General features: G+C 63.5%; 19 protein-coding genes, 1 other RNA gene and 1 pseudogene. 7 read left to right on the top strand and 14 right to left on the bottom strand.

Going from position 1 to position 20,085, the window contains the following annotated elements; translation table 11 throughout:
- Positions 1-85 precede the first annotated feature (85 nt).
- From AC0L18_RS06630 to AC0L18_RS06610, 5 genes are all read right to left on the bottom strand, one after another.
- Positions 86-298: a DUF2065 domain-containing protein gene (locus AC0L18_RS06630; protein WP_287056277.1), complete on the bottom strand. Its 213-nt coding sequence runs from the start codon at positions 296-298 to the stop codon at positions 86-88.
- Positions 299-382: 84 nt separating this feature from the next.
- Positions 383-1,360 (bottom strand): protease modulator HflC, encoded by a 978-nt coding sequence (hflC, locus tag AC0L18_RS06625; RefSeq protein WP_473491180.1) that lies wholly within the window; start codon positions 1,358-1,360, stop codon positions 383-385.
- Positions 1,360-2,466 carry an FtsH protease activity modulator HflK gene (hflK, locus tag AC0L18_RS06620; protein ID WP_473491179.1) on the bottom strand — a complete coding sequence of 369 codons (1,107 nt, stop codon included), beginning with the start codon at positions 2,464-2,466 and terminating at the stop codon, positions 1,360-1,362. The genes hflC and hflK overlap by 1 nt, the downstream gene beginning before the upstream one ends.
- Positions 2,467-2,608: 142 nt before the next feature.
- Positions 2,609-3,127, bottom strand: a complete 519-nt coding sequence (locus AC0L18_RS06615) for a dihydrofolate reductase (RefSeq protein WP_473491177.1) — start codon at positions 3,125-3,127, stop codon at positions 2,609-2,611.
- Positions 3,127-4,134 (bottom strand): DUF4424 domain-containing protein, encoded by a 1,008-nt coding sequence (locus AC0L18_RS06610; RefSeq protein ID WP_473491176.1) that lies wholly within the window; start codon positions 4,132-4,134, stop codon positions 3,127-3,129. The genes AC0L18_RS06615 and AC0L18_RS06610 overlap by 1 nt, the downstream gene beginning before the upstream one ends.
- A gap of 346 nt (positions 4,135-4,480) precedes the next feature.
- On the opposite strand from AC0L18_RS06610, the gene cobF reads away from it, so the two are divergent.
- A complete protein-coding gene (cobF, locus tag AC0L18_RS06605) occupies positions 4,481-5,254 on the top strand; it encodes a precorrin-6A synthase (deacetylating) (protein WP_473491174.1) in 774 nt (257 codons plus the stop codon).
- A 27-nt stretch (positions 5,255-5,281) separates the two neighbouring features.
- On the opposite strand, the gene AC0L18_RS06600 is transcribed toward cobF, so the two are convergent.
- The 6 genes from AC0L18_RS06600 to AC0L18_RS06575 form a co-directional block, all read right to left on the bottom strand.
- A complete protein-coding gene (locus tag AC0L18_RS06600; protein ID WP_023798788.1) occupies positions 5,282-5,623 on the bottom strand; it encodes a winged helix-turn-helix domain-containing protein in 342 nt (113 codons plus the stop codon).
- Between the two features lie 87 nt (positions 5,624-5,710).
- On the bottom strand, positions 5,711-6,823 hold the full coding sequence (gene modC / locus AC0L18_RS06595; RefSeq protein WP_473491173.1) for a molybdenum ABC transporter ATP-binding protein: 1,113 nt from the start codon (positions 6,821-6,823) through the stop codon (positions 5,711-5,713).
- Complete coding sequence (modB, locus tag AC0L18_RS06590; protein WP_027153742.1) at positions 6,820-7,524, bottom strand: molybdate ABC transporter permease subunit; 705 nt, start codon at positions 7,522-7,524, stop codon at positions 6,820-6,822. The genes modC and modB overlap by 4 nt, the downstream gene beginning before the upstream one ends.
- 13 nt (positions 7,525-7,537) lie before the next feature.
- Positions 7,538-8,332: a molybdate ABC transporter substrate-binding protein gene (modA, locus tag AC0L18_RS06585; RefSeq protein ID WP_287071464.1), complete on the bottom strand. Its 795-nt coding sequence runs from the start codon at positions 8,330-8,332 to the stop codon at positions 7,538-7,540.
- Between the two features lie 203 nt (positions 8,333-8,535).
- On the bottom strand, positions 8,536-9,330 hold the full coding sequence (locus AC0L18_RS06580) for a thymidylate synthase (protein WP_077383273.1): 795 nt from the start codon (positions 9,328-9,330) through the stop codon (positions 8,536-8,538).
- Positions 9,331-9,529: 199 nt separating this feature from the next.
- Positions 9,530-9,841 carry a DUF2853 family protein gene (locus AC0L18_RS06575; RefSeq protein WP_473491172.1) on the bottom strand — a complete coding sequence of 104 codons (312 nt, stop codon included), beginning with the start codon at positions 9,839-9,841 and terminating at the stop codon, positions 9,530-9,532.
- A gap of 171 nt (positions 9,842-10,012) precedes the next feature.
- Between AC0L18_RS06575 and ssrA the strand changes: the two genes are divergently transcribed.
- Positions 10,013-10,369: a transfer-messenger RNA gene (ssrA, locus tag AC0L18_RS06570) on the top strand.
- Positions 10,370-10,517: 148 nt separating this feature from the next.
- Here the strand turns inward: ssrA and AC0L18_RS06565 are convergent.
- Positions 10,518-11,723, bottom strand: a complete 1,206-nt coding sequence (locus AC0L18_RS06565; protein WP_473491171.1) for a multidrug effflux MFS transporter — start codon at positions 11,721-11,723, stop codon at positions 10,518-10,520.
- A 153-nt stretch (positions 11,724-11,876) separates the two neighbouring features.
- Between AC0L18_RS06565 and AC0L18_RS06560 the strand changes: the two genes are divergently transcribed.
- The 4 genes from AC0L18_RS06560 (at position 11,877) to AC0L18_RS06545 (ending at position 13,730) form a co-directional block, all read left to right on the top strand.
- Positions 11,877-12,566, top strand: coding sequence for a TetR/AcrR family transcriptional regulator (locus AC0L18_RS06560; protein WP_023798781.1), 690 nt, complete (start codon positions 11,877-11,879; stop codon positions 12,564-12,566).
- A gap of 118 nt (positions 12,567-12,684) precedes the next feature.
- The gene (locus AC0L18_RS06555) at positions 12,685-13,218 is read left to right on the top strand and encodes an SspB family protein (RefSeq protein ID WP_023798780.1); all 534 of its coding nucleotides are present in this window, start codon (positions 12,685-12,687) and stop codon (positions 13,216-13,218) included.
- 18 nt (positions 13,219-13,236) lie between these two features.
- Complete coding sequence (locus AC0L18_RS06550) at positions 13,237-13,482, top strand: DUF4169 family protein (RefSeq protein ID WP_473491170.1); 246 nt, start codon at positions 13,237-13,239, stop codon at positions 13,480-13,482.
- 20 nt (positions 13,483-13,502) lie between these two features.
- Positions 13,503-13,730 (top strand): ribbon-helix-helix domain-containing protein, encoded by a 228-nt coding sequence (locus tag AC0L18_RS06545; protein ID WP_023798778.1) that lies wholly within the window; start codon positions 13,503-13,505, stop codon positions 13,728-13,730.
- A 20-nt stretch (positions 13,731-13,750) separates the two neighbouring features.
- Here the strand turns inward: AC0L18_RS06545 and AC0L18_RS06540 are convergent, their stop codons facing one another.
- Positions 13,751-17,779, bottom strand: a complete 4,029-nt coding sequence (locus AC0L18_RS06540) for an AsmA family protein (protein ID WP_473491169.1) — start codon at positions 17,777-17,779, stop codon at positions 13,751-13,753.
- 94 nt (positions 17,780-17,873) lie between these two features.
- Complete coding sequence (locus AC0L18_RS06535) at positions 17,874-19,286, bottom strand: FAD-binding oxidoreductase (RefSeq protein WP_473491168.1); 1,413 nt, start codon at positions 19,284-19,286, stop codon at positions 17,874-17,876.
- 98 nt (positions 19,287-19,384) lie between these two features.
- Between AC0L18_RS06535 and AC0L18_RS06530 the strand changes: the two are divergent.
- A pseudogene (locus AC0L18_RS06530) lies at positions 19,385-19,832 on the top strand (thioesterase family protein); the annotation flags it as partial.
- Positions 19,833-20,085 lie beyond the last annotated feature (253 nt).

Genomic DNA, 20,085 nt, shown 5'->3' with positions numbered 1-20,085 from the left:
TCGAGCCATGTTGGCAAGAAATACGGCACGTTTGCGGCTATGGCTATCGGCGGAGGATAAATCCTCCGTTATCCCGAAATCATCGTCATCCACCACGCACCAGCCAGACGAGCCCGACACCAACGGCGATTGCAATCAGCCCGGCGACCCGCAGCGTATTTTCCGGCATCGACAGAACCTCGCCGGCAAGTTTCTTGGCGAGACCGGGAAAGCCGCCATAGACCAGGCCCTCGACACTACAGCGCCGCGCGTCCTTTTGGACGCGCAAAGGACGCTGTAGCACTTTGATTTGGCGCATGATCCTTTCCGAAAATCGATTCCGATTTTCGGGGTCATGCGCGAGAACCAGGCCTATTGCCGCCAGAAAGTCCTGCACCGGCCGTTACTGGCCGGTGCCTGGCTGCGCTGTCGGTGCAGCGGGTGCACGGGGCACAGCGGCTGCACCAGGCGCTCCTGGTGCAGCCGGCGCTGCCGGCGTGTCCGCGCCGGCGGGATTGCGGAAGAAACGGAAGAAGTCCGAATTCGGCGACAGCACCATCGTCGTCCCGGTACTGTTCAGCGCCGTGCCGTAGGCATTCATCGACCGGTAAAAGTCGAAGAAGGCCGGATCGCGCTGATAGGCGTTCGCGAAGGTGGCGCTGCGTTGAGCTTCACCTTCACCGCGCAGGATTTCAGACTCTCTGCGTGCCTCGGCGACGATCTCCACCACTTCGCGGTCGGCACGCGCCCTGATGCGCTGCGCCGCCTCGTTGCCGCGCGCCCGCAGCCGCTCGGCTTCGGCCAGACGCTCAGCCTTCATGCGGTCATATGTCTGTTGCGAGACTTCCGCCGTCAAATCGGTCCGGCGAATGCGGACATCCTCGATCTGCAGGCCGAGCGACGTGGCGTCGGGCCTCAGCTGATCGCGCACTTCGCGCATCATCACGGCTCGCTCTTCCGAGAGCGCCGCCTCGAAGTCGCGCAGACCGTAGACACGGCGCAAGGCGGCGTCGAGACGCGTCCTCAAGCGTGCCTCGGCCAGCTCGATCTGGCCGGACACCGCGGAGCGAAACACGCGCGGATCCGAGATCCGATAGGCGATGAAGGCGTCGACCTCATAAAACTTGCCGCCCGAAACCTGGACGCGGATGTTGTCGAGGTCGAAGCGCAGCACCCTGTTTTCGATCAACTGCACGCTATCGGCATCGAAGAAGGCGAACGGCGCCTTGAAATAGATGCCCGGCTGGCTCTTGACGTCGACGATCTCGCCGAACCTGAGCACCAGTGCCTGCTGGCGCGCATTGACAACGAAGACCGACGAATAGAGCAGGAACAGGACGACCGCGGCGATGACGGCGATGATGGGAAGACGGTTGGCCATCACTGGTTTCCTCCCAGCACCGGCGCCGGCGCCGGCGCCTTCTGCTGCAATGCCGGCAGCGGCAGATAGGGAACGACCCCTGGTCCGCTGCCTTGCTCGATAATGACCTTGCTGGAATCCTTCAGAACCCTCTCCATCGTTTCCAGATAAAGCCGCTGGCGCGTCACATCCGGCGCCTTGGCGTATTCGTCATAGACCGAGATGAAGCGCTGCGCCTCGCCTTCGGCCTCCTGCACGACCCGGTTCTTGTAGCCGGCCGCCTCCTCGCGGATCTGTGCGGCCTCGCCGCGCGCCTGGCCGAGCTTCTGGTTGGAATACTGGTTGGCCTGCTCGACGAACTTGTCCTCGTCCTGTTCGGCGCGCTGCACCTCGTCAAAGGCGTCGGCCACTTCGCGCGGCGGTGCGGCATCCTCGATCGAAATCGCGTTGACGTTCAGGCCGGCCTTGTAGCCGTCCAGCGTCGTCTGGATGATTTCGCGCACGGACGCTGCAATGCCCTCGCGATCGTCGCGGAAGATGTCCTGCGCCGGCCGCCGACCGACCGCTTCGCGCATGGCGCTTTCGGCGACCTGGCGCAGCATGCCGTCGGGATCGGACACGTCGAACAGATAGGCCCTCGGATCGGAGACCTGATAGGCCACCGAGAACTGGACGTTGACGATGTTCTGGTCGCCCGAAAGCATCAGCCCTGAACCGTTGCCGGAGGCCGTGCCGCCGCCGATGTTGACGAGTTGTTCGGCAATGACGGCCGTCTCGACCGTCTCGATGGGCCACCAATGGAAATGCAGGCCGGGCTGGGAGAACTCTGCCTTTGGCACGCCGAATCTGAGTTCGACCGCAACCTCGTCGGGCTGCACGGTATAGACCGCCTTGAACGCCCACAGCGCTAAAAGCGCCGCCGCGATCAATCCGAACACGGCTGGGCTGGCGCCAGCGCCACCCGGCAAAGCACGCCGCAACCTGTCCTGGCCGCGCCGGATGATGTCTTCGAGATCGGGAGGCGAGCCCTGCGGACCGCTAGGCCCCTTTGGTCCCTGCCCCCAGGGTCCTGGATTGTTGCCGCCGCCCCATGGGCCGCCGCCGCCGCTTTTGTCATTCCAGGGCATAAATGTCCTTTCGCTCCCTCATGCGCCGGCCTGACGACGCAAAATCCGGTGTTGTTCTTCTATAGGGATGCGACGGCGCGCTTTCAACGCGATCGGTCGTCGTCACCGCCCGTTTTGGACCGTCGCGACCCTTTACCGTCTCTCAATGCACGTCGCGGCGTCGCTCGTAAACCGAATAGCGTGTCGCATGACTATCCTTTTCACCGGCCGGAACGTCCTGCGACCGGCCGATGCGCCACAAATCCGGGTCGATCGGCGGGAAATGCGCGTCGCCGTCGACCGCGGCAAGGACATGGGTGACATGCAAGCGGTCGGCCAGCGGCAGCGCCTGGGCATAGATCTCGCCGCCGCCGATGACGCAGATTTCGTCGGCGCCGGCCATGCGGCGCCCGCGCACCTTCGCCAGGCGGATCGCCTCGTCGAGCGAATGCACGGTTTCGACGCCCTCGGCGCGCCAGGCCTTGTCGCGGGTCACCACGATATTGAGCCTGCCAGGCAGAGGCCGGCCGATGCCTTCATAGGTCTTGCGACCCATGACGACAGGCTTGCCCATCGTGTCGGCCTTGAACCGCTTGAGATCGCTGGAAAGCCGCCACGGCAAACCGCCATCGCGCCCGATCACACCGTTTTCGGCGATGGCGACATAGATCGCGACGTCCATCAGCCGCCGCTCCCGCCCGAAGGTGCCAGCAGCAATATGTCGATGTCGTGCTCAGGGTAGAAATTCTCTGCCGTCATCTCGAAACGCGTCGGCCCGACTTTCCTGACGTTTTCGCCACAGAACGAGACCAGGTTCTTCGGATCGCCCTTGTCGACGGTCAGCTTGAACTTGCCGATCAAGCCCGTCGCCCAGTTGCCGCCAGTGGTCAGGACATAGGCGATGCGGTTTTCGAAATATCTCGGAGTGCCGTCGGGATTGCCCTTCGCCGCCTTGCGAATCGCATTCTCGAACGTGCCGTCCATGCAGTAACGGGTCTTGTAGGCGGCGTATTGGCCCTGGAACTGGCCGTCATAGAAGAAGCTGACCGAGGAGGTGCCGCCGACGCTGGGTTTGTAGCGATGGGCGACGCGAACTGCCTTGTTGGCTGGAAAGGTCGAGCGCCACCAATAGGTCGAGCGCAATTGCCAGAACGGCACATAGACGGTTTTCATGCCCGACCCGTCGTCGGCGGTATCCTCGATGATGAGGCCGCGGTCGACCCAGTCGTCGGCAACCGCTTGCGGCAGCTTCGCCAATGCCGCCCTGGCCGCATCGCCGAACGGGTAGAACGGCACGTTCTGCGACTCGAGATCGGCACTGATGTCGATGCCGAGCGCAAATGCCTTCTGCTCGAGCTGCGGCTTTGCCGCCACGCCGTCGATCGTCACCTCGAAGCCGAGGAAATTGTCGCTCTGGCCGTCGGGAATTGCCGGCATCTCGTTCGGATCGCCTTCGATGTCAGGCATCGGAAAGGCGACGATCGCATCGACATCCTTGTCGGTGTTGTTGCGGAAGACATAGTCGACCGTCACCTTTTCCGGCGAAATGTAGAGGTCCTCGCTTTCCATGGCGACCGCGTCGCTGCGCGACAGGATCAGGCCGCCCGTCCCCAATTCGGCGATCGAATCATTGGCGAACACGGGCGTGGCCGAAAGCGCCAGCGCGGCGGTCAGGACATAACGGATCATGGAAGCTCCCTGGGCGAGATGCCGCTATGACTCTATCGCATCGGCCCGAAAATCGGAATCGATTTTCGGAAAGCACGATGCGACGATTAAAGGTGCTAGAGCGTACTTTGCGCGTCCAAGTGGACGCGCGTCGCTCTATCGCATCGGCGCGAAAATCGGAATCGATTTCGGAAAGCACGATGCGACGACTAAAGGTGCTAGAGCGTACTTTGCGCGTCCAAGTGGACGCGCGTCGCTCTAGACGTTTCAATGTGGAGTTTCAAAGCCCTTCCGCGCTTGCCCACATGCCATGCCGACCTGCCGACCAGTCTGGACAGCGACGCTCCGATCGGGCAGGAGATCGCCCATGCGCAAGCTTCTCGTCATCGGCATCGGCGCCGGCAACCCCGACCACATGACCGTGCAGGCGGTCGACGGCTTGAACCGCGCCGACGTGCTGTTCATTCCCGACAAGGGCACAAAAAAGAACGATCTCGCAGAACTGCGCCGCCAGATCTGCGATCGATTCGTCACCAATCCAAACTCGCGCCGGGTCGAATTCGACATGCCGGTGCGGGCCGAGCCAGCGCCCTCCTATCGCTCGGCCGTCGATGACTGGCACGAGGCGATCGCCGCGATCTATGAAAGCCTGATCCGCGACGAGCTTTCGCAAGATGGCTGCGGTGCGTTCCTAATCTGGGGCGATCCCTCGCTCTACGACAGCGCGCTGCGCATCCTGGAGCGGGTGCGCATGAGAGGCAATGTCGCGTTCGAGCTCGAGGTGATCCCCGGCATCACTGCCGTCCAGGCGCTCGCCGCCAGCCACAAGATGACGCTGAACCGCATCGGCGATGCGGTTCAGATCACCACCGGCCGCCGGCTCACCGAGGAAGGTTTGCCCGACAATGCCGGCAGCACCGTCGTCATGCTGGACGGCAAATGCGCCTTCAACACGCTGGACGACAACGACCTCCTTATCCACTGGGGCGCTTATCTCGGCACGCCCGACGAGATCCTCATTTCCGGCCGCCTTGGCGACGTCGGCGACGAGATCGTCAGGACCCGCGACGAGGCGCGTCGGAAAAAAGGCTGGATCATGGACACTTATCTGCTGCGCAAGCCCGGCGAGCCGGAGGAGTAGGCTCTGCCGATACAGGTTCCACCGACCTCACCCGGCATCGATCTCCGCCTGTAAAGCTTCCAGATGCGCCGCCGCCGCGGAAGCCGCAGCCCGTTCGATGGCGCGAAAGCGGCTGACCACCGCAAGCCCCGCCGGCGTCAACTGGGCGCCGCCGCCCTTTTTCCCACCGGTCTGCGCCGCGACCAGCGGCTTGCCGAACACCCGGTTCATGTCCTCGACCAGATCCCAGGCGTGTTTGTAGGACATTTCCATGCCGCGCGCCGCCGCCGAGATCGAGCCGAAGGCGGCGATCTGCTCCAGAAGCTCGATCTTGCCCGGCCCGATGCGCCCTTCTGGATCGAGGTTTATCCGCAAGCTCAGCGACGGCATTCTCTCCTCCGCAGTCCCGCCATCCATCCTAGAAGCTCTCCGGCGCTACCGCTATTCCAAAATGATATAGCGACGATCATCCGCGGGTCATCCATCCGCCTCGACTGGCAGGCCGACGCTCATATTCGCCGGGTCGAAGCTAACCGTCTTGACCACCGCGTAGACCTCTCGACCAAGCCGGAGTTTCAGCGTCTGTCGCGATTGCTCGGTGATCCGGGCAAGCACGGTTGCGCCATGACAGTCGATGCCGATCTCGACTGCGGGACCCTCGCCCGGCGCCATCGTCACGATCGTGCCCTGCAGGATGTTGAGCGCGCTGAGACCCGTCGGCTGTTCGGTGGCGATCATCACATCGCGGGCACGGATGCGAATGCGCATCGGCACACCGACCGGCACCGCCAGAAGCGGCACGCGGATCTCGCCCGCCACCGAGCCGAGCACGGTCATGCCAAAGACATCGTCGTGGCGCAGCACCGCGGTATCCAGCACGGCGCCGCCCTCGCCGCGCTCCTCCGCCGGCAACAGGTCGAGCCGCTGCATGATCGCCCCGGTCGGGCCGCAAGCAGCGACTTTGCCTTGCGCCAGCACAACGACGTTGCTTGCCAGCCGCGCGACCTCTGAAATCGAATGGCTGACATAGACGATCGGGATTTTCGTCTCGTCGCGCAGCCGCTCGATATAAGGCAGGATTTCTGCCTTGCGGGCCTCGTCGAGCGAAGCCAGCGGCTCGTCCATCAGCAACAGTTTCGGGCTGGCGAGCAGCGCCCGGCCGATCGCCACGCGCTGTTTCTCGCCGCCGGAAAGCTTTGCCGGCCGCCGGTCGAGCAAAGCACCGATGCCGAGAAGGTCGACCACCGCATTGATGTCCGCATAGCGTTCGGCCGTCGGCGTGAACCAGCGGCCGTAGCGCAGATTGCTGGCCACGCTCATATGCGGAAATAGCCGCGCGTCCTGGAACACCATGCCGATGCGGCGCTCGTGCTTCGGCACGAACCGACCCGCATCCGTATCGACCAGCACGCGGCCGTCGGCCTCGATCCGCCCCTTGTCCGGCCGGATCAGGCCGGCAATCATGTTGATCAGCGTCGTCTTGCCGGAGCCCGAGGGCCCGAACAGCGCGGTCAGCCGCCCGGCGCTCTCGAAGCGGGCGTCGACCTCGAAGTCGCCGAGCCGATGGCTGATGTCGACCACGACCGTCATTCGATATCCATCCGCCTGCCGACGCGCCGCGCCAGCACCTCCGATGCGACAAGTGCTGCCATCGAGATGACGATCGAGATCAGCGTCAGCCTGAGCGCGCCGGCATCGCCGCCCGGCACCTGCGTGAACGTGTAGATCGCCGACGGCAGCGTCTGCGTCTGGTTGGGGATGTTGGAAACGAAAGTGATCGTTGCGCCGAATTCGCCCATCGCCTTGGCGAAAGACAAGATCGCGCCGGTAATCAGGCCGGGCAGGATCAGCGGCAGCGTGATCGTTCCGAACACCCACAATGGATTGGCGCCAAGCGTCCCGGCCGCCGCCTCGATTCTGCGGTCGACCGCCTCGATCGACAGCCGGATCGCCCGCACCATCAGGGGAAAGCCCATGACAGCGCAGGCCAATGCGGCACCCGTCCAGCGAAAGGAGAAGACAATGCCGAAATGCTCGGCCAGAAACGCCCCGACCGGGCCGCGCCTGCCGAAGGAGAGCAGCAGCAGATAGCCGATAACCACCGGCGGCAGGATCAACGGCAGATGCACCAGCCCGTTGAGCAGCGTCTTGCCCCAGAATTGGCCACGGGCAAGCACAAGCGCGATCAATATGCCGGGCGGCAGGCTGGCGACCATCGCCACTGTCGCCACCTTGATCGACAGCCGGACCGCGTTCCATTCGTCGGGAGTGAGGTCCAGCAACCAATCCATCTTTTGGCGTGCCTCAGTTGCTCGGCGTGAGGACCGTAAAACCTTGCGCCTTGAAGAGGTCGCCCGCCTTGGCGGATTGCAGGCACTTTAGGAATGCCGACGCATGCTTGTCCTTCGAATCCGCGATCTGGGCAACCGGGTAGACGATCGGCGGGTGCGAATCCTGCGGGAAGGTGCCGATCACCTCGACGCCGGGCTCGGCATGCGCGTCGGTGGCGTAGACGATGCCGAGCGCTGCCTCGCCTGTGGAGACCAGCTTGAGCGCGGCACGCACGTTCTCGGCCTGCGCCAACTTGTCTTCGACCGAGGACCAGACGCCGAGCGATTCAAGCGCCGCCTTGCCATATTTGCCGGCCGGCACCGCCTTGAAATCGCCCATGGCAAGCCTGCCGTCACCGATCAGCCCGGCAAGATCAAAACCCTTTTCGATCCTGGTTTCGACCGTCGAACCCTCCGGCGCCACCAGCACGATCTGGTTGCCGAGCAACTTCACTTCGGTATCCGGCTTGGTCAGCTTCTTGTCGGACAGATAGTTCATCCAGTCGCGATCGGCCGAGATGAAGACATCGGCCGGCGCGCCGCCCTCGATCTGCTTGGCCAATGCGGAGCTTGCCGCATAGGAAATGGTCGCCGCCTCGCCGACATCGGCGGCGCAGGCGGTGTTCACTGCATCCAGTGCGTTCTTCATGCTTGCGGCGGCAAAGACGATCAGCCTGTCATCGGCATGGGCAACCGGCATGGCGGCGATCAATATCGCAAGGCCGCCAATGGCGGCCGCCTTCAATCCAAAACCCTTGCGCACCAGCATGAAACTCTCCCTTGGCTTGAAATCCGATCGGCGCGACCCTGCCAGTCGATATATCCGCCTGAATATAACAAGGGAAGGTTTTTTGCCAGACTTTGGCCCAATGGCCCGCCGACGGCATTGCATGGCACCGCCACCGCTCGCGGGCGGACGACACAGCACCGGCGAGCAATTTGAGACAAAGCAAAAAGCCCGATGTTTGCGGCTCACACCGCGATGGGCGCCTTGATCGTCGCATCGGCGAGGTAGTTTTCCAGCCGGAAATCTTCGAAGCGGAAGGCAAAAAGGTCCTTCACCTCCGGATTGATCCATAGCGTCGGCAGCGCCTTGGGCGTGCGCTGCAACTGTTCGCGCGCCTGCTCGAAATGGTTTGCATAAAGATGCGCATCGCCCAGCGTATGGACGAAATCGCCGGGCTTCAGCCCCGTGACCTGCGCCACCATCAACGTGAGCAGCGCATAGGAAGCGATGTTGAACGGCACGCCGAGGAAGATATCGGCGGAACGCTGGTAGAGCTGGCAGGAGAGCCTGCCTTCCGAGACATAGAACTGGAACAGGCAATGACAGGGCGGCAGCGCCATGGCTTCCACTTCGGCCGGGTTCCACGCCGAAACGATCAGCCGTCGGGAATTAGGATTCTTGCGTATCTCCTTCAAGAGATTGGCAATCTGGTCGATGGTGCCGCCATGGCCGTCCGGCCAGGAGCGCCATTGCTTGCCGTAGACCGGGCCGAGGTCGCCATTCTCGTCGGCCCATTCGTCCCAGATCGAGACGCCGTGGTCGTTGAGATATTTGATATTGGTGTCGCCGGCCAGGAACCACAGAAGTTCATGCACGATCGACTTCAGGTGAAGCTTCTTGGTGGTGGTGACCGGAAAGCCGCGCGCGAGGTCGAAGCGCATCTGGTAGCCGAACACCGAGCGCGTTCCGGTGCCGGTGCGGTCACCACGATCGGCGCCGTTTTCCAGAACGTGCTTCAGGAGGTCGAGATATTGGCGCATCGGCGATTCGGGGGCTCGATTCGGATTAGGCAATCATAGCCGACTGGCTGCCGGCCGAATATGTCAAAACGGCACCAGAGTCGCTTTCTCTTACCGGTCGTTTGCGCCGCCCCTCATTGCCCTGCCGGGCATTTCTCCCCGTATAGTGACGGGGAGAAAGAGCTGCCCGCGTCAGCATCCGCAAATTGACATGCGATGCTCAGAGGCTGGCGAGCTTGCCCAGCTCCTTGGCGACCAGGTAATAAAAGGTCACCCGGCTCTTGGTGTTGTCGGCCTCCATCGCCTTGCAGGTCTTTTCGATGGCGGCGTCCGCCTTGCCGCCGTCGTCGACGCCGAGCTTTTTGGCAACCCAGCTGGCCTTGACGCGACCGAGTTCGTCGGGATCCGTGCAGGAGACCAGCGAGGAATCCCGATTCCTGAGCGCAATGCCCAAATGCTTCACGACCTTGGCGACCGCGTCGGCATCCGCCGCGGCGTCGTACTTCTTCACGTCTACGAGATAATCGGCCATCAAATTCTCCCCTCGTCGGCGCCACGGGATCCAGTCGATGAGGGTTGTGGCGCGCTGCCGCAAAATGTGCGCTAGTCGGTAACTCCTCACCGCCGCAAAGCTTCGGTTGAGAGCGTTGACAAGTCAAGCCTTTGGCGATGCTGTTTGAGACAGCGGACAAAGCATCATTGAGGCCTTTCATTTTTCACGATCGGTCCCTATATCTGTTTCGTCGGCTCGACCGACTATGGCGATAAACAGGCGATGAAATAAGCCGTTCGGACCCGGGGGCGGTACCCGGCGCCTCCACCAAAAACCGCTCTGCGAAGAGCGGCTTTTGCTGGGGGCGAAATAGGATCGACGAAGGTGTAAAGATCGTACTTTTGCCCGGCATTGTACCACCGTTATCGGGCTGAACTTATAGTTGCCAACGACAACTATGCGGAAGCACGTCTCGCCGCGTAAGCGGTGCGATAGCTTCAAATCAAGCCCTAGTGGTTCGCACTTCTAGGCGGGGTTCGGAGGTACCTGGCAACAGAAACCTCCACTTCTCCTGCTTCGATTCCAACTTTCCCTCCGATCCCCATCTCACCTCGATACTGTGACGGCAGCAGGCTTGCTGGCCGCGCCGCCGCGCCCAGACGTGAAAAAGGGCGGGACTGACCCGGCCTTTTTCATTGCTCTCACTGGAAAGCATCTATTCTGCCGGCGCTTCGACAACCTGCCGCCCGCGGCCGAGCGTCACCTTGGCCAGCGTGAACGAGATCACCGCGCAAAGCATGATGCCGGCCATCATAGGCAGCGGCGTGCCGTCGAAGAACACCCCGGCGATGCCCATGGCGACCGCGCCGATGGCGAAGTGCAGGGTGCCCATCAGTGCCGAGGCCGTGCCGGCGATCGCGCCATGCTCCTCCATGGCCAGCACCGAAGTCGCAGGGATCACCAGGCCGAGGAACCCGTAGCCGACGAACAGCAGCGCCGCCATGACGTCGAGCCGATCGACGCCGGATGCCATCACCGCGAACAGCACCACCATCGTCGTCGCATAGCCGACCACCGCGACCCGCACCACCGGCCTCAGCCCGAACCTTTCGGACAGCGTTCCCGTCAATTGCGACATGCCGATGAAGGCGACCGCGTTGATCGAGAAGAACACGCTGTAGACCGACGGCGACAGCCCGTAGTGTTCTATCAGGATGAAGGAGGAGCTCGACAGATAGACGAAGAAGCTCGCCAGCCCGAAGCCGCCGATGGCCGCCAGGCCAAGGAAGTTGCGGTCGCCGATCAGGAAGCGATAGGCCGACAGCGCGGTGCCGAACGAACTGCCTGCACGCGCCTCGACCGGCCGCGTCTCCTTCAGCGAGGTCGCCAGCAGGATGGTGGCGAGCACCGCCCCACCGGTCACCGTCCAGAACACGGCACGCCAGCCGAAATTCTCGATAATGACGCTGCCGGTCAGCGGCGCCAGGATCGGCGACACCGAAAACACCAGCATCAGGAGCGACATCAGCTTGGCAGCTTCGGTGCCGGTGTGCAGGTCACGCACGATGGCGCGCGGCACCGCCATGCCTGCACTGGCGCCGAGCCCTTGCAGGAAACGGAAGGCAATCAGCCATTCGACCGAGGGCGCCAGCGCCGAGCCGATGCCGCCGACCATGAACAGGGCGAGGCCGCCATAGAGCGGCAGCTTGCGCCCGACCATGTCGGAGATCGGTCCGACGACGATCTGGCCAAAACCCATGGACAGAAAGAAGATCAGCAAGCTCATCTGCACGGCAGCGGTGCTGGCCTGCAGATCTGCGCCGATCGAAGGCAGCGCCGGAAGATACATGTCGATGGCGAACGGACCGATGGCCGACAACAGGCCGAGCACAACCGCGATGCGGAGGAATTGGGGATTCATGATAGCGGGCTTCTTTCAATCTGGTTTGCCGACCGGCGTGTAATCCTGGGACGTCCCATCCCGTGGAATTCCTGCAGGGGGAATTCCTCTAAATCTAAGTCCATAAATTTAGACACTCTTGTCTAATTCGTCAATCACCTATATATAGTTTTCATGAAGCACGACGTTTCTCCTGACAGCATCCCGCCACGCGGCCATGAGGCAAAGCGCGCCTCGATCATGGACGCTGCCGGCGAGGTGTTCTGCCGCGAAAGCTTCGCCGGCGCCAATATCGACATGATTGCCGCCGAGGCCGGCGTGTCGCGCCAGACGATCTACAATCACCATGGCGACAAGGAGAAACTCTTCGTCGCCATCGTCCGCGACCTCACCGAGCGCTGCAATGCCGGCATCTTCGCCACCATTTCAACCTTTCCCGACCAGCCGAAGGATCTCGAGGCCGATCTGATCGCCTTCGCCGTGCGCATGACCCGCAACTGTATCTGCAGCCGCGACGGAAAGTTCCTGCGCAAGCTGATCCAGACCGAGGGCGAGCGCTATCCCGAGCTGTTTGCCGAATGGCGCGAACTGGGACCGGGCAGGACATGGCCGGCGATCGCCGCCCGTTTCGCCCGCCTCGCCCATGCCGGTTTCCTCGACATCGAGGACCCCGATGTCGCGGCGCGCCAGTTCCAGGCCCTCGCCAATGCCGAATTGCAGACGACGTTCATGCTCGGCGGCACGCCGACCGATGATGAGGTGCTGCAATCCGCGACACATGGCGTGCGCACCTTCCTGCGCGCCTTCGCCAAGCGGCAGCCGGCCGCCGATGCGCAAAAGCACAGCGCGCTCGCTGGCGCCTGAGCGATAAAATCTGAGGCATGCCCTCTCGCATCTGTGCTGCCGGCATCTATATCCGGTTTACGCCGCGCTCAAGCTTGATTACAGCTATGCGGACGATTCAACGGAACCCGACAGCGACATGGCCGACGACCACATTCGCTACGACATTCTGGCCCAGGAGGCACTGCGCGGGGTCATGCGCAAGGTCCTGGCCGAAGTCGCGCGCACCGGCCTCCCCGGCAACCATCATTTCTTCATCACTTTCCTGACCGGCGCCCCCGGCGTGCGCGTGTCTTCCCGCCTGCGCGAGCGCTATCCCGAACAGATGACCATCGTCATCCAGTTCCAGTATTGGGACCTGAAGGTGACCGACACCGGCTTCGAGGTCGGGCTGTCTTTCTCCGACGTGCCGGAAAAGCTGGAAATCCCGTTCTCGGCCGTGCGCGGCTTTTACGACCCGTCCGTCAATTTCGAGCTCGAATTCGACGTGAAGACGGAAACCTCGGCAGAAGGGGAATTGACCGGCAAGCCCGCTTCCGAACCGCTGGCCGTCGTCGCCGAGAAAAAGCCTGAGAAGAAGAAGACCGCTGAGGCCGAAAAGAAGCCGGCCGCAGCCGACGCCGCCGCCAAGGGCGCCGAAGTGGTGTCGCTCGACGCCTTCCGCAAGAAGTGATCCGACGGGCCGCGCGACATGGCCGACATCGTCAACCTCCGCCAGGCCCGCAAGCAGAAGGCACGAGCCGAGCAGGAGCGCCTGGCCGAACAGAACCGGGCGCTGCACGGCCGCTCCAAGGCCGACCGGGAGCGTGACCATTCGATCGCCGACAAGGCAGAAAAATTTGTCGCCGGCCATCGCCGCGAAACCTCGGGCGATGCGGATTGCCCTGAAGTCAGACCGAAAAATGCGGCGGGGTTTTCGGACAAGTCCGATGCCTGAAGTGAAATGAGTCAGGTCCGGTGAGCCCGGTCGAGAAACGCTCGGTGACCATTCGCGGCCATCGCACCAGCTATTCGCTCGAAAAGCCGTTTTTCGACGATCTCGTCGCCATCGCCGCCGCGCGCAAACTGACTCTCGCCGCCCTCGTCGCCGAAATCGACGAGGCCCGGCCGCGCGATGCCAACCTGTCCTCGGCGCTCAGGCTCTACGTGCTGGATTGGGCGAAGCGAGGGATGAAACCGGTCTAGCCCGGATGGTTAGCTAGGGGCTATCCGCCGCCCAGCGACTTCAGCAGATTGTCGATCGACGAGGGTTCAAGCGTGGGTTTTGGCGCGGGTCCTGATGGCGGCAGGTTGTCATTGGCCGGCGGCTGACGCGCCCGCTCGATTTTCTGCGCCTGCTCGGCGGCGGCCCTGCGCTCGGCGTCGAGCCTTGCCTTTTGTTCCGCAGCGATCCGCCTCGCCTCTTCCGCCCGCCTCGCCTCTTCCGCTTTCCGACGTCGCTGTTCCTCGGCCTTCGCCGCCTCGTCCGCCGCTTTTTGCGCCGCCTTGGCTCTCGCTTCGGCATCCGCCTTAGCCTTGGCCTCGGCTTCAGCCTTGGCTTTAACCTCCTCTTCAGCCTTCGCCTGCGCCTCGGCTTTGGCTTTAGCCTCGGCTTCAGCCCTCGCCTGCGCATCCGCCTTGGCCTTGGCCTTTGCCTCCGCTTCGGCTTTAGCCTTTGCCTCGGCTTCGGCTTTCGCCCTGGCATCTGCCTCGGCTTTCAGCCGCGCCGCCTCCTGCTGCCTGCGCAATTCTTCGGCTGCCCTGTCGCGCTCGGCTTGCAGGGCCGCGTAGTAACGCACCTCGCGCCGCAACCGCTGTTTTTCAAGCAGCGCCGCCTGCATCGCCTCGACCCGCTGCTGCTCCTTTTCCAGCGCGCGCTGGGTCAGGAACTGCGCCAGCGGCTCACTGTCGAACCGCCGCTTCGCGGCGCCGAAGGGCCCGTCGACGCTGAAATTCACGGTCGGATCGGAGCCGACCAGCGCTTCGTCGCCCGGCCGATAAGTGATCGAACCAATGGCAGCGACCATGCTGGCCTTCAGGTCCGCCGTGATGTCGGCCGACAGCGTCGCCGCCGGATTTTCAAGATTGACCGGCGGCGCCCTCAGCGTGCCACCGGCGATTGTGAAGGCGATGTCGGCATCCCCAGCCGGAAAACTGCCATCCGCGGCGATCTGCGGCGCGAAGCCGGCGGTCTTGGCCGCATCGATATCGCGCCCAATGGCGTCGGCCTTGGCGATGACGGCGCCAAAGGCGTCGGGATTGACGCCGGCAATGGTCAGGCCTTTCAGCGCCGCCGTGCCGGAACCGGACAGCGCCGCAACCATCGCATCGACCGATTTGCCACTGGTCGAGAGCGCCGCCGAGAAATCGCCGGTTCCACTGATGCCGGTCTCTGGCAGCACGGTGGCCAGATCGGCGCCGGCAAGTTTCAGCTGGCCGGAGACAAACCCGGTGCCGTCATTGTTCTTCAGCTCGAACAGTCCGGAAAGCGCGCCGCCGGCGAACTTTGCCTTGAGGTCCGAAACGCGGATGCCTTCGTGGTCGAGCTTCAGCGAAAGCGCCGCGTCATAGGCCGTGGCCAACGGGCCGGCGACCAGCGACGCCGTGGTCAGGTCGAGTTCAGCGGTGAACGGCAGGATGGGTTTCTGGCTGAATGGGGCGGCCGGCCAAGCCTTGCCGGAGCCCAGAAAGGCCTGGTCGCCAAACAGTGCCACCGCCATCGGGTCGAGATCCAGATCATCGAGCGCCAGCGCGCCGGCAAGATGCGGCAGCCCGTCGGTGACGCCGACATTGAGGTCACCGGAAACCGCAGCCTCGTTGATGGCGCCGCTGAGGCTGGACAGCACCAGACGGCCGTTGCCGAAGTCGGCGTCGGCCGCAAGCCAAGTCGACATGCCTGTCCCCAGGCCCGGCAGTCCGACGCCTGTCGTCATCAGCCACGGCTCGATGTCGGCGGCTTCCAGGCTGATCTTGCCCTTGGCGGTGGCGCCTTGTGGCGCGCTGACGATCGTCCCGTCGAAACCGGCTTTGAAATCGTCGCCGGTCAGGTTGAAGCTCGTCGCCATGCCGCCGCCAAGCGTGCCTTTCGCCGAAACATCAGTGGTCGCCTCGCCAAGCATGCCGAGCGGCAGCGCCGGCAGGCCGTAAAGCGCCAGAAGCGCGGTGGCGTCGGTATTCCTGGCGTTGAAGGTCACCGACACCGGCGCCTCGAGAAGCCGATCGGCCAGTCCTTTGCCGGACAGCGATGCTGAAAACGCCGAGCCGCCTGCCCTGCCTTGCGCGCTGACCGCCAGTCCCGTCGTGCCGTCGCCATTGGCGGCGGCACTTGTCACCAGATCGATGCGCGCATTCTGCAACAGCTCGGGATAGGCGGCGACACGCCCCGCCAGCCCTTTCAGCACGGCATTGTCGGGATAGTGCTTCGCCGCGACATCGACCAACGGCTTGAGATCGACGGCGACCACAGAGGCATCGAGCTTGCCGGTCGGGCTCGCTGGGAAATCCTTGATCCGGCCGGTGGCGCTGATCGAGGCGCCGGCAAGCCCGCCGACCGAGAGCCGGTCGATTTCAAGCAGCCCGTCGCGCAGCCTGAGCGCCGTATCGACCGTATCGGCGGTCAGTCCGCCGGCGCTGACCGGCCCGGCCTTGATCTGGAAATCGAGGTCGCGGTCCGAAAATCGGTTGGCGCCCTTGTCGCTGATGAAGATCGAGGCGAAGGCGGCGAGCCCGTCGACGTCGAGCTCGCCGCCTTCGAGCCGCATCAGCACCGACGGCCTGGCGTCTTCGCCCTGGCTGGAATCGATGCGGCCGGAAAATTTCGCCTTGCCGAGAACGAGTTCGAGGTCGCTGAAGGCCTGGCGGTTCCCGGACAGGTCGACCCTGGCCTTGAAGCCGGCGGCCGGAAGCCGGCGGATCGCCTCGTCGACATCCTTCGACAGCCAGGCGGCGAAGCCGGAAGGCTGCCCCACGGCCAGAAGCAGCGAACCGCTGAAGCCGAACTGATCCTCGAGACTGAGCATGCCGTTTGCTTCCAGCCTGGCGCGGCCCGGGAGCGTCGCGCCCAGCGACTTCACCGACCAGCCGGCATCGGCCGGCTCGGCCGAAAGGCGCACGTCACGAACCGTCGTGTCGCCGGCCACCACCGCCGGCAGCTTCACCTCGACGGTGCCCGGTATGGTCGGCTTGGGCAGGGCGAGCAGCGCCTGCTCCAACGCCGCGACGCGCTCTGACAGCGTCAGTCCGGTCGCGGCGCCGACGGCTTCATCGAACTGCACCTGAGCGCCATCGGCCTCGATCGAAAAGCGAGGGTTCGGCCCAAGGTCGACGGCAGCCTTGCCGTCGGCGGTGTAGGGATTGTCGAGTGGCCCGGTCTCGAAGCGGAATTCGTCGACGTCAAGCTTCCGGTGGTCGAGCGAGAACTTGCCGTTCAGCCTGAACCCCGGTTCCGGCTTGCCGGCGCTGGCCTTCTCACCGTCGGTGTCGTCAAGCTGTGGCAAACGCTTGTCGGCGCCATTCCTGTCAGAGCTTGTGACCCTGAACTGGCCCGAATAGATTGCGGCCCCGTCGACAATGCCGGCATTGCCATCCGCTTCGATGACCAGCGGATAGGCGTCTGGGTCGGCCTTGAGCCTGAGCCGCAATTGTCCGTCGCCACTGGCCTTGCCGGTGGAGACGACGACCGTGCTGCGCAGGCCGTCGAGCCGCAGCGAACCATCCATCCGCCAGGGTCCGGCCAGCGATCTGGCAGAGATTGTCGAATTGATCTCGGAAAGACGATGGCTGCGGCCGCCGGCGGCATGGCGCAGCGCGATCTCTCCGTCGGTCACCGTCAGCTTCTCGATCGAGATCTGGCTGGGATCGTAGGGCGAGGACGGGCGTATCGCCCAGTCGACCGTGCCGTCGGCGGCAATGTCGATCGTCGCCTTCGGCCGCACCAGCCGCATGTCGAAGATCAGCACCTCGCCGCTCAGGAAGGGCGCCAGTTCGGCATCCATCGAAAAGGTCTCGACGGTCATTGCCGGCCGGCCGCCGGGGCCGCCGGCGACAGTGACATTCGAGAAGGTCACCGAGGGAAACGGCAGCAATTTCGCCGTTGCATCGCCCTGAACGGTGACCTTGCGGCCCAGAATGGCGCTCGCCTCGCGCTCGAAATCGGCCCGGTAGCCCGTCCAGTCGATAAAATACGGCACCACCAGCGCCGCACACAGCACCAGCACGAAAAAGCCACCGAAGATCACGAACAAGCGTGCGAGCATCAACCCCCAAGCAGTTGATTGAAAATCAGCCGCACTCTACCCGCATCAGCGTGTCGATAAAGAGGCAAATCGATCGCCCCAAAAGCAAAAGACTTTAGTCGGCCGGCAGTATCTTCCCAGGGTTCATAATGTTCTGCGGATCGAGCGCCTGCTTGATCGTGCGCATGATATCGACGCTGTGGCCGAGTTCATGGCGCAGGAAGCCGATCTTGCCTTGTCCGATGCCGTGTTCGCCGGTGCAGGTTCCATCCATGCCGATCGCCCGCATGTTCAGCCGCGCGACAAACTCTTCCGTCTGCTTGATTTCCTTCGGATCGTCCGCGTCCATCAGCACCAGCACATGGAAATTGCCGTCACCGGCATGGCCGACGATCGGCGCGATCAGCCCCATGTCGGCGATGTCGGCCTCGGTTTGCGTAACGCATTCGGCAAAGCGCGAGATCGGCACGCAAACGTCGGTCGACAGCCCCTTGGCGCCCGGCCGCAGCGTCAGCGACGACCAATAGGCGTCGTGCCTGGCCTTCCACAGCTTCGTCCGTTCCTCGGCGACGCTGGTCCACAGGAATGGTCCGCCGCCATAGTCTTCGGCGATCGTGCCGAAGGTTTCGGCCTGCTCGTCAACGCCGGCGTCGCTGCCATGGAATTCGACGAACAGGCACGGGCTTTCGGGATAGTCGAGTTTCGAATAGCTCTTCATCGCCCGCATCTGCAGCGCATTGACCAGTTCGATGCGCGCCACCGGAATGCCCATCTGGATTGTCGCGATCACCGCATTGCAGGCCGCCTCGACGCTTGGAAACGGACAGACGCCGCCGGAAATCGCCTGCGGAATGCCCTGCAGCTTAAGCGTCAGCTCGGTGATGATGCCGAGCGTGCCTTCGGAGCCGATCAGGAGCCGCGTCAGATCGTAGCCGGCCGAGCTCTTTTTTGCGCGCTTGCCGGTCGTCACCGTCTCGCCGTCGGCCATCACCGCCGTCAGCGACAATACATTCTCGCGCATCGTGCCGTAACGCACGGCATTGGTGCCCGACGCCCGGGTCGCCGCCATGCCGCCGAGCGATGCATTGGCGCCCGGATCGATCGGAAAGAACAGGCCGGTGTCGCGCAGGTGCCGGTTGAGATCCTCGCGCGTCACACCGGGCTCGACCGTGCAGTCGAGATCCTGCGGGTTGACCGCTAGGATGCGGTTCATCCGCGACGTATCGACAGAAATGCCGCCGCCCGGCGCGTTGGTGTGGCCCTCCAGCGAAGAGCCGACGCCGAAGGCGATCACCGGCACGCGGTGCGCGGCGCAGGCCGACACGATCTCCTGCACCTCCGGTGTCGTCTCTGGAAACGCCACGCCATCCGGCGCCTGGGTTGGAATGTAGGTGGTGGTATGCGCGTGCTGGGTGCGGATCGCCTGGCCGGTCTGGAACCGTTCGCCGAGCCGCTGCTTGAGGATGCCGAGCACCGCGGCGATGCCTTCTTCGTTGCGCTCGACCGGATTGAGGTCGCTCAGAGCCATCTATTCCTCCGCGAATGGACCAGCGTCCACCCTTGTTATGGACTTATGGATGGGTAGTCTCACCAACCACGTCCTGTCCAGTGAGAAGGAAGTTTTCGATGTCCACCCCTGCCCCCTTCGTCTCTCGTGCCATGGCCATCGAGAAGGACTGGATCGACTACAACGGCCATCTCAATATGGCCTATACAATGTTCTGTTCGACCGCTGCTCCGACGAAGCGTTCGAGATGATGGGGATGGGGCCGGACTATGCTAGGGACCGCCGCCTCACCATCTACACGGCGGAAGTCCATGTCTGCTACGTGCAGGAGCTGCATCTCGACCACAAGGTCATGTCTCCTTCCAACTGCTCGACCATGACGACCAGCGGCTGAGAGCCTACCAGGAAATCCGCCATGTCGACGGCTGGCTCGCTGCCACGTCCGAATCGCTGTCGCTGCATGTCGACATGTCCGGTCCGAAAGTGGCGCCCTTCCCGGCCGATGTGCTGGCCGAGATCGAGGCCATGCGCGCCGTCCACGCGGCGCTGCCGATGCCCGAGCGCGCCGTGGGGGATCCGATCGCCGACCGCATCGGCCCCGTCTGGGGCTTCGACAACGAGGGTGAGCTTGCCGGCATGTGGCGGCCGACCGGTCAGCCCGACCTTTGGTTCCTGGGCGGCGGGCTGGCGCAATGCCGGATCTTTTCCAAAGTGCTGGCACTGCAGATCAAGGCGAGAGAGCTTAGAGCACGTCCCGTGATCGATGAATCGATTGTGATGTGACGACGAGCTTCTCCGGTGATTCAACATCCACCTTGAT

The sequence above is a fragment of the Mesorhizobium sp. WSM4819 genome (assembly GCF_055811215.1).
Note: the sequence above shows the minus strand (reverse complement) of the source record. Positions and strands in the feature narration are given on the sequence as shown.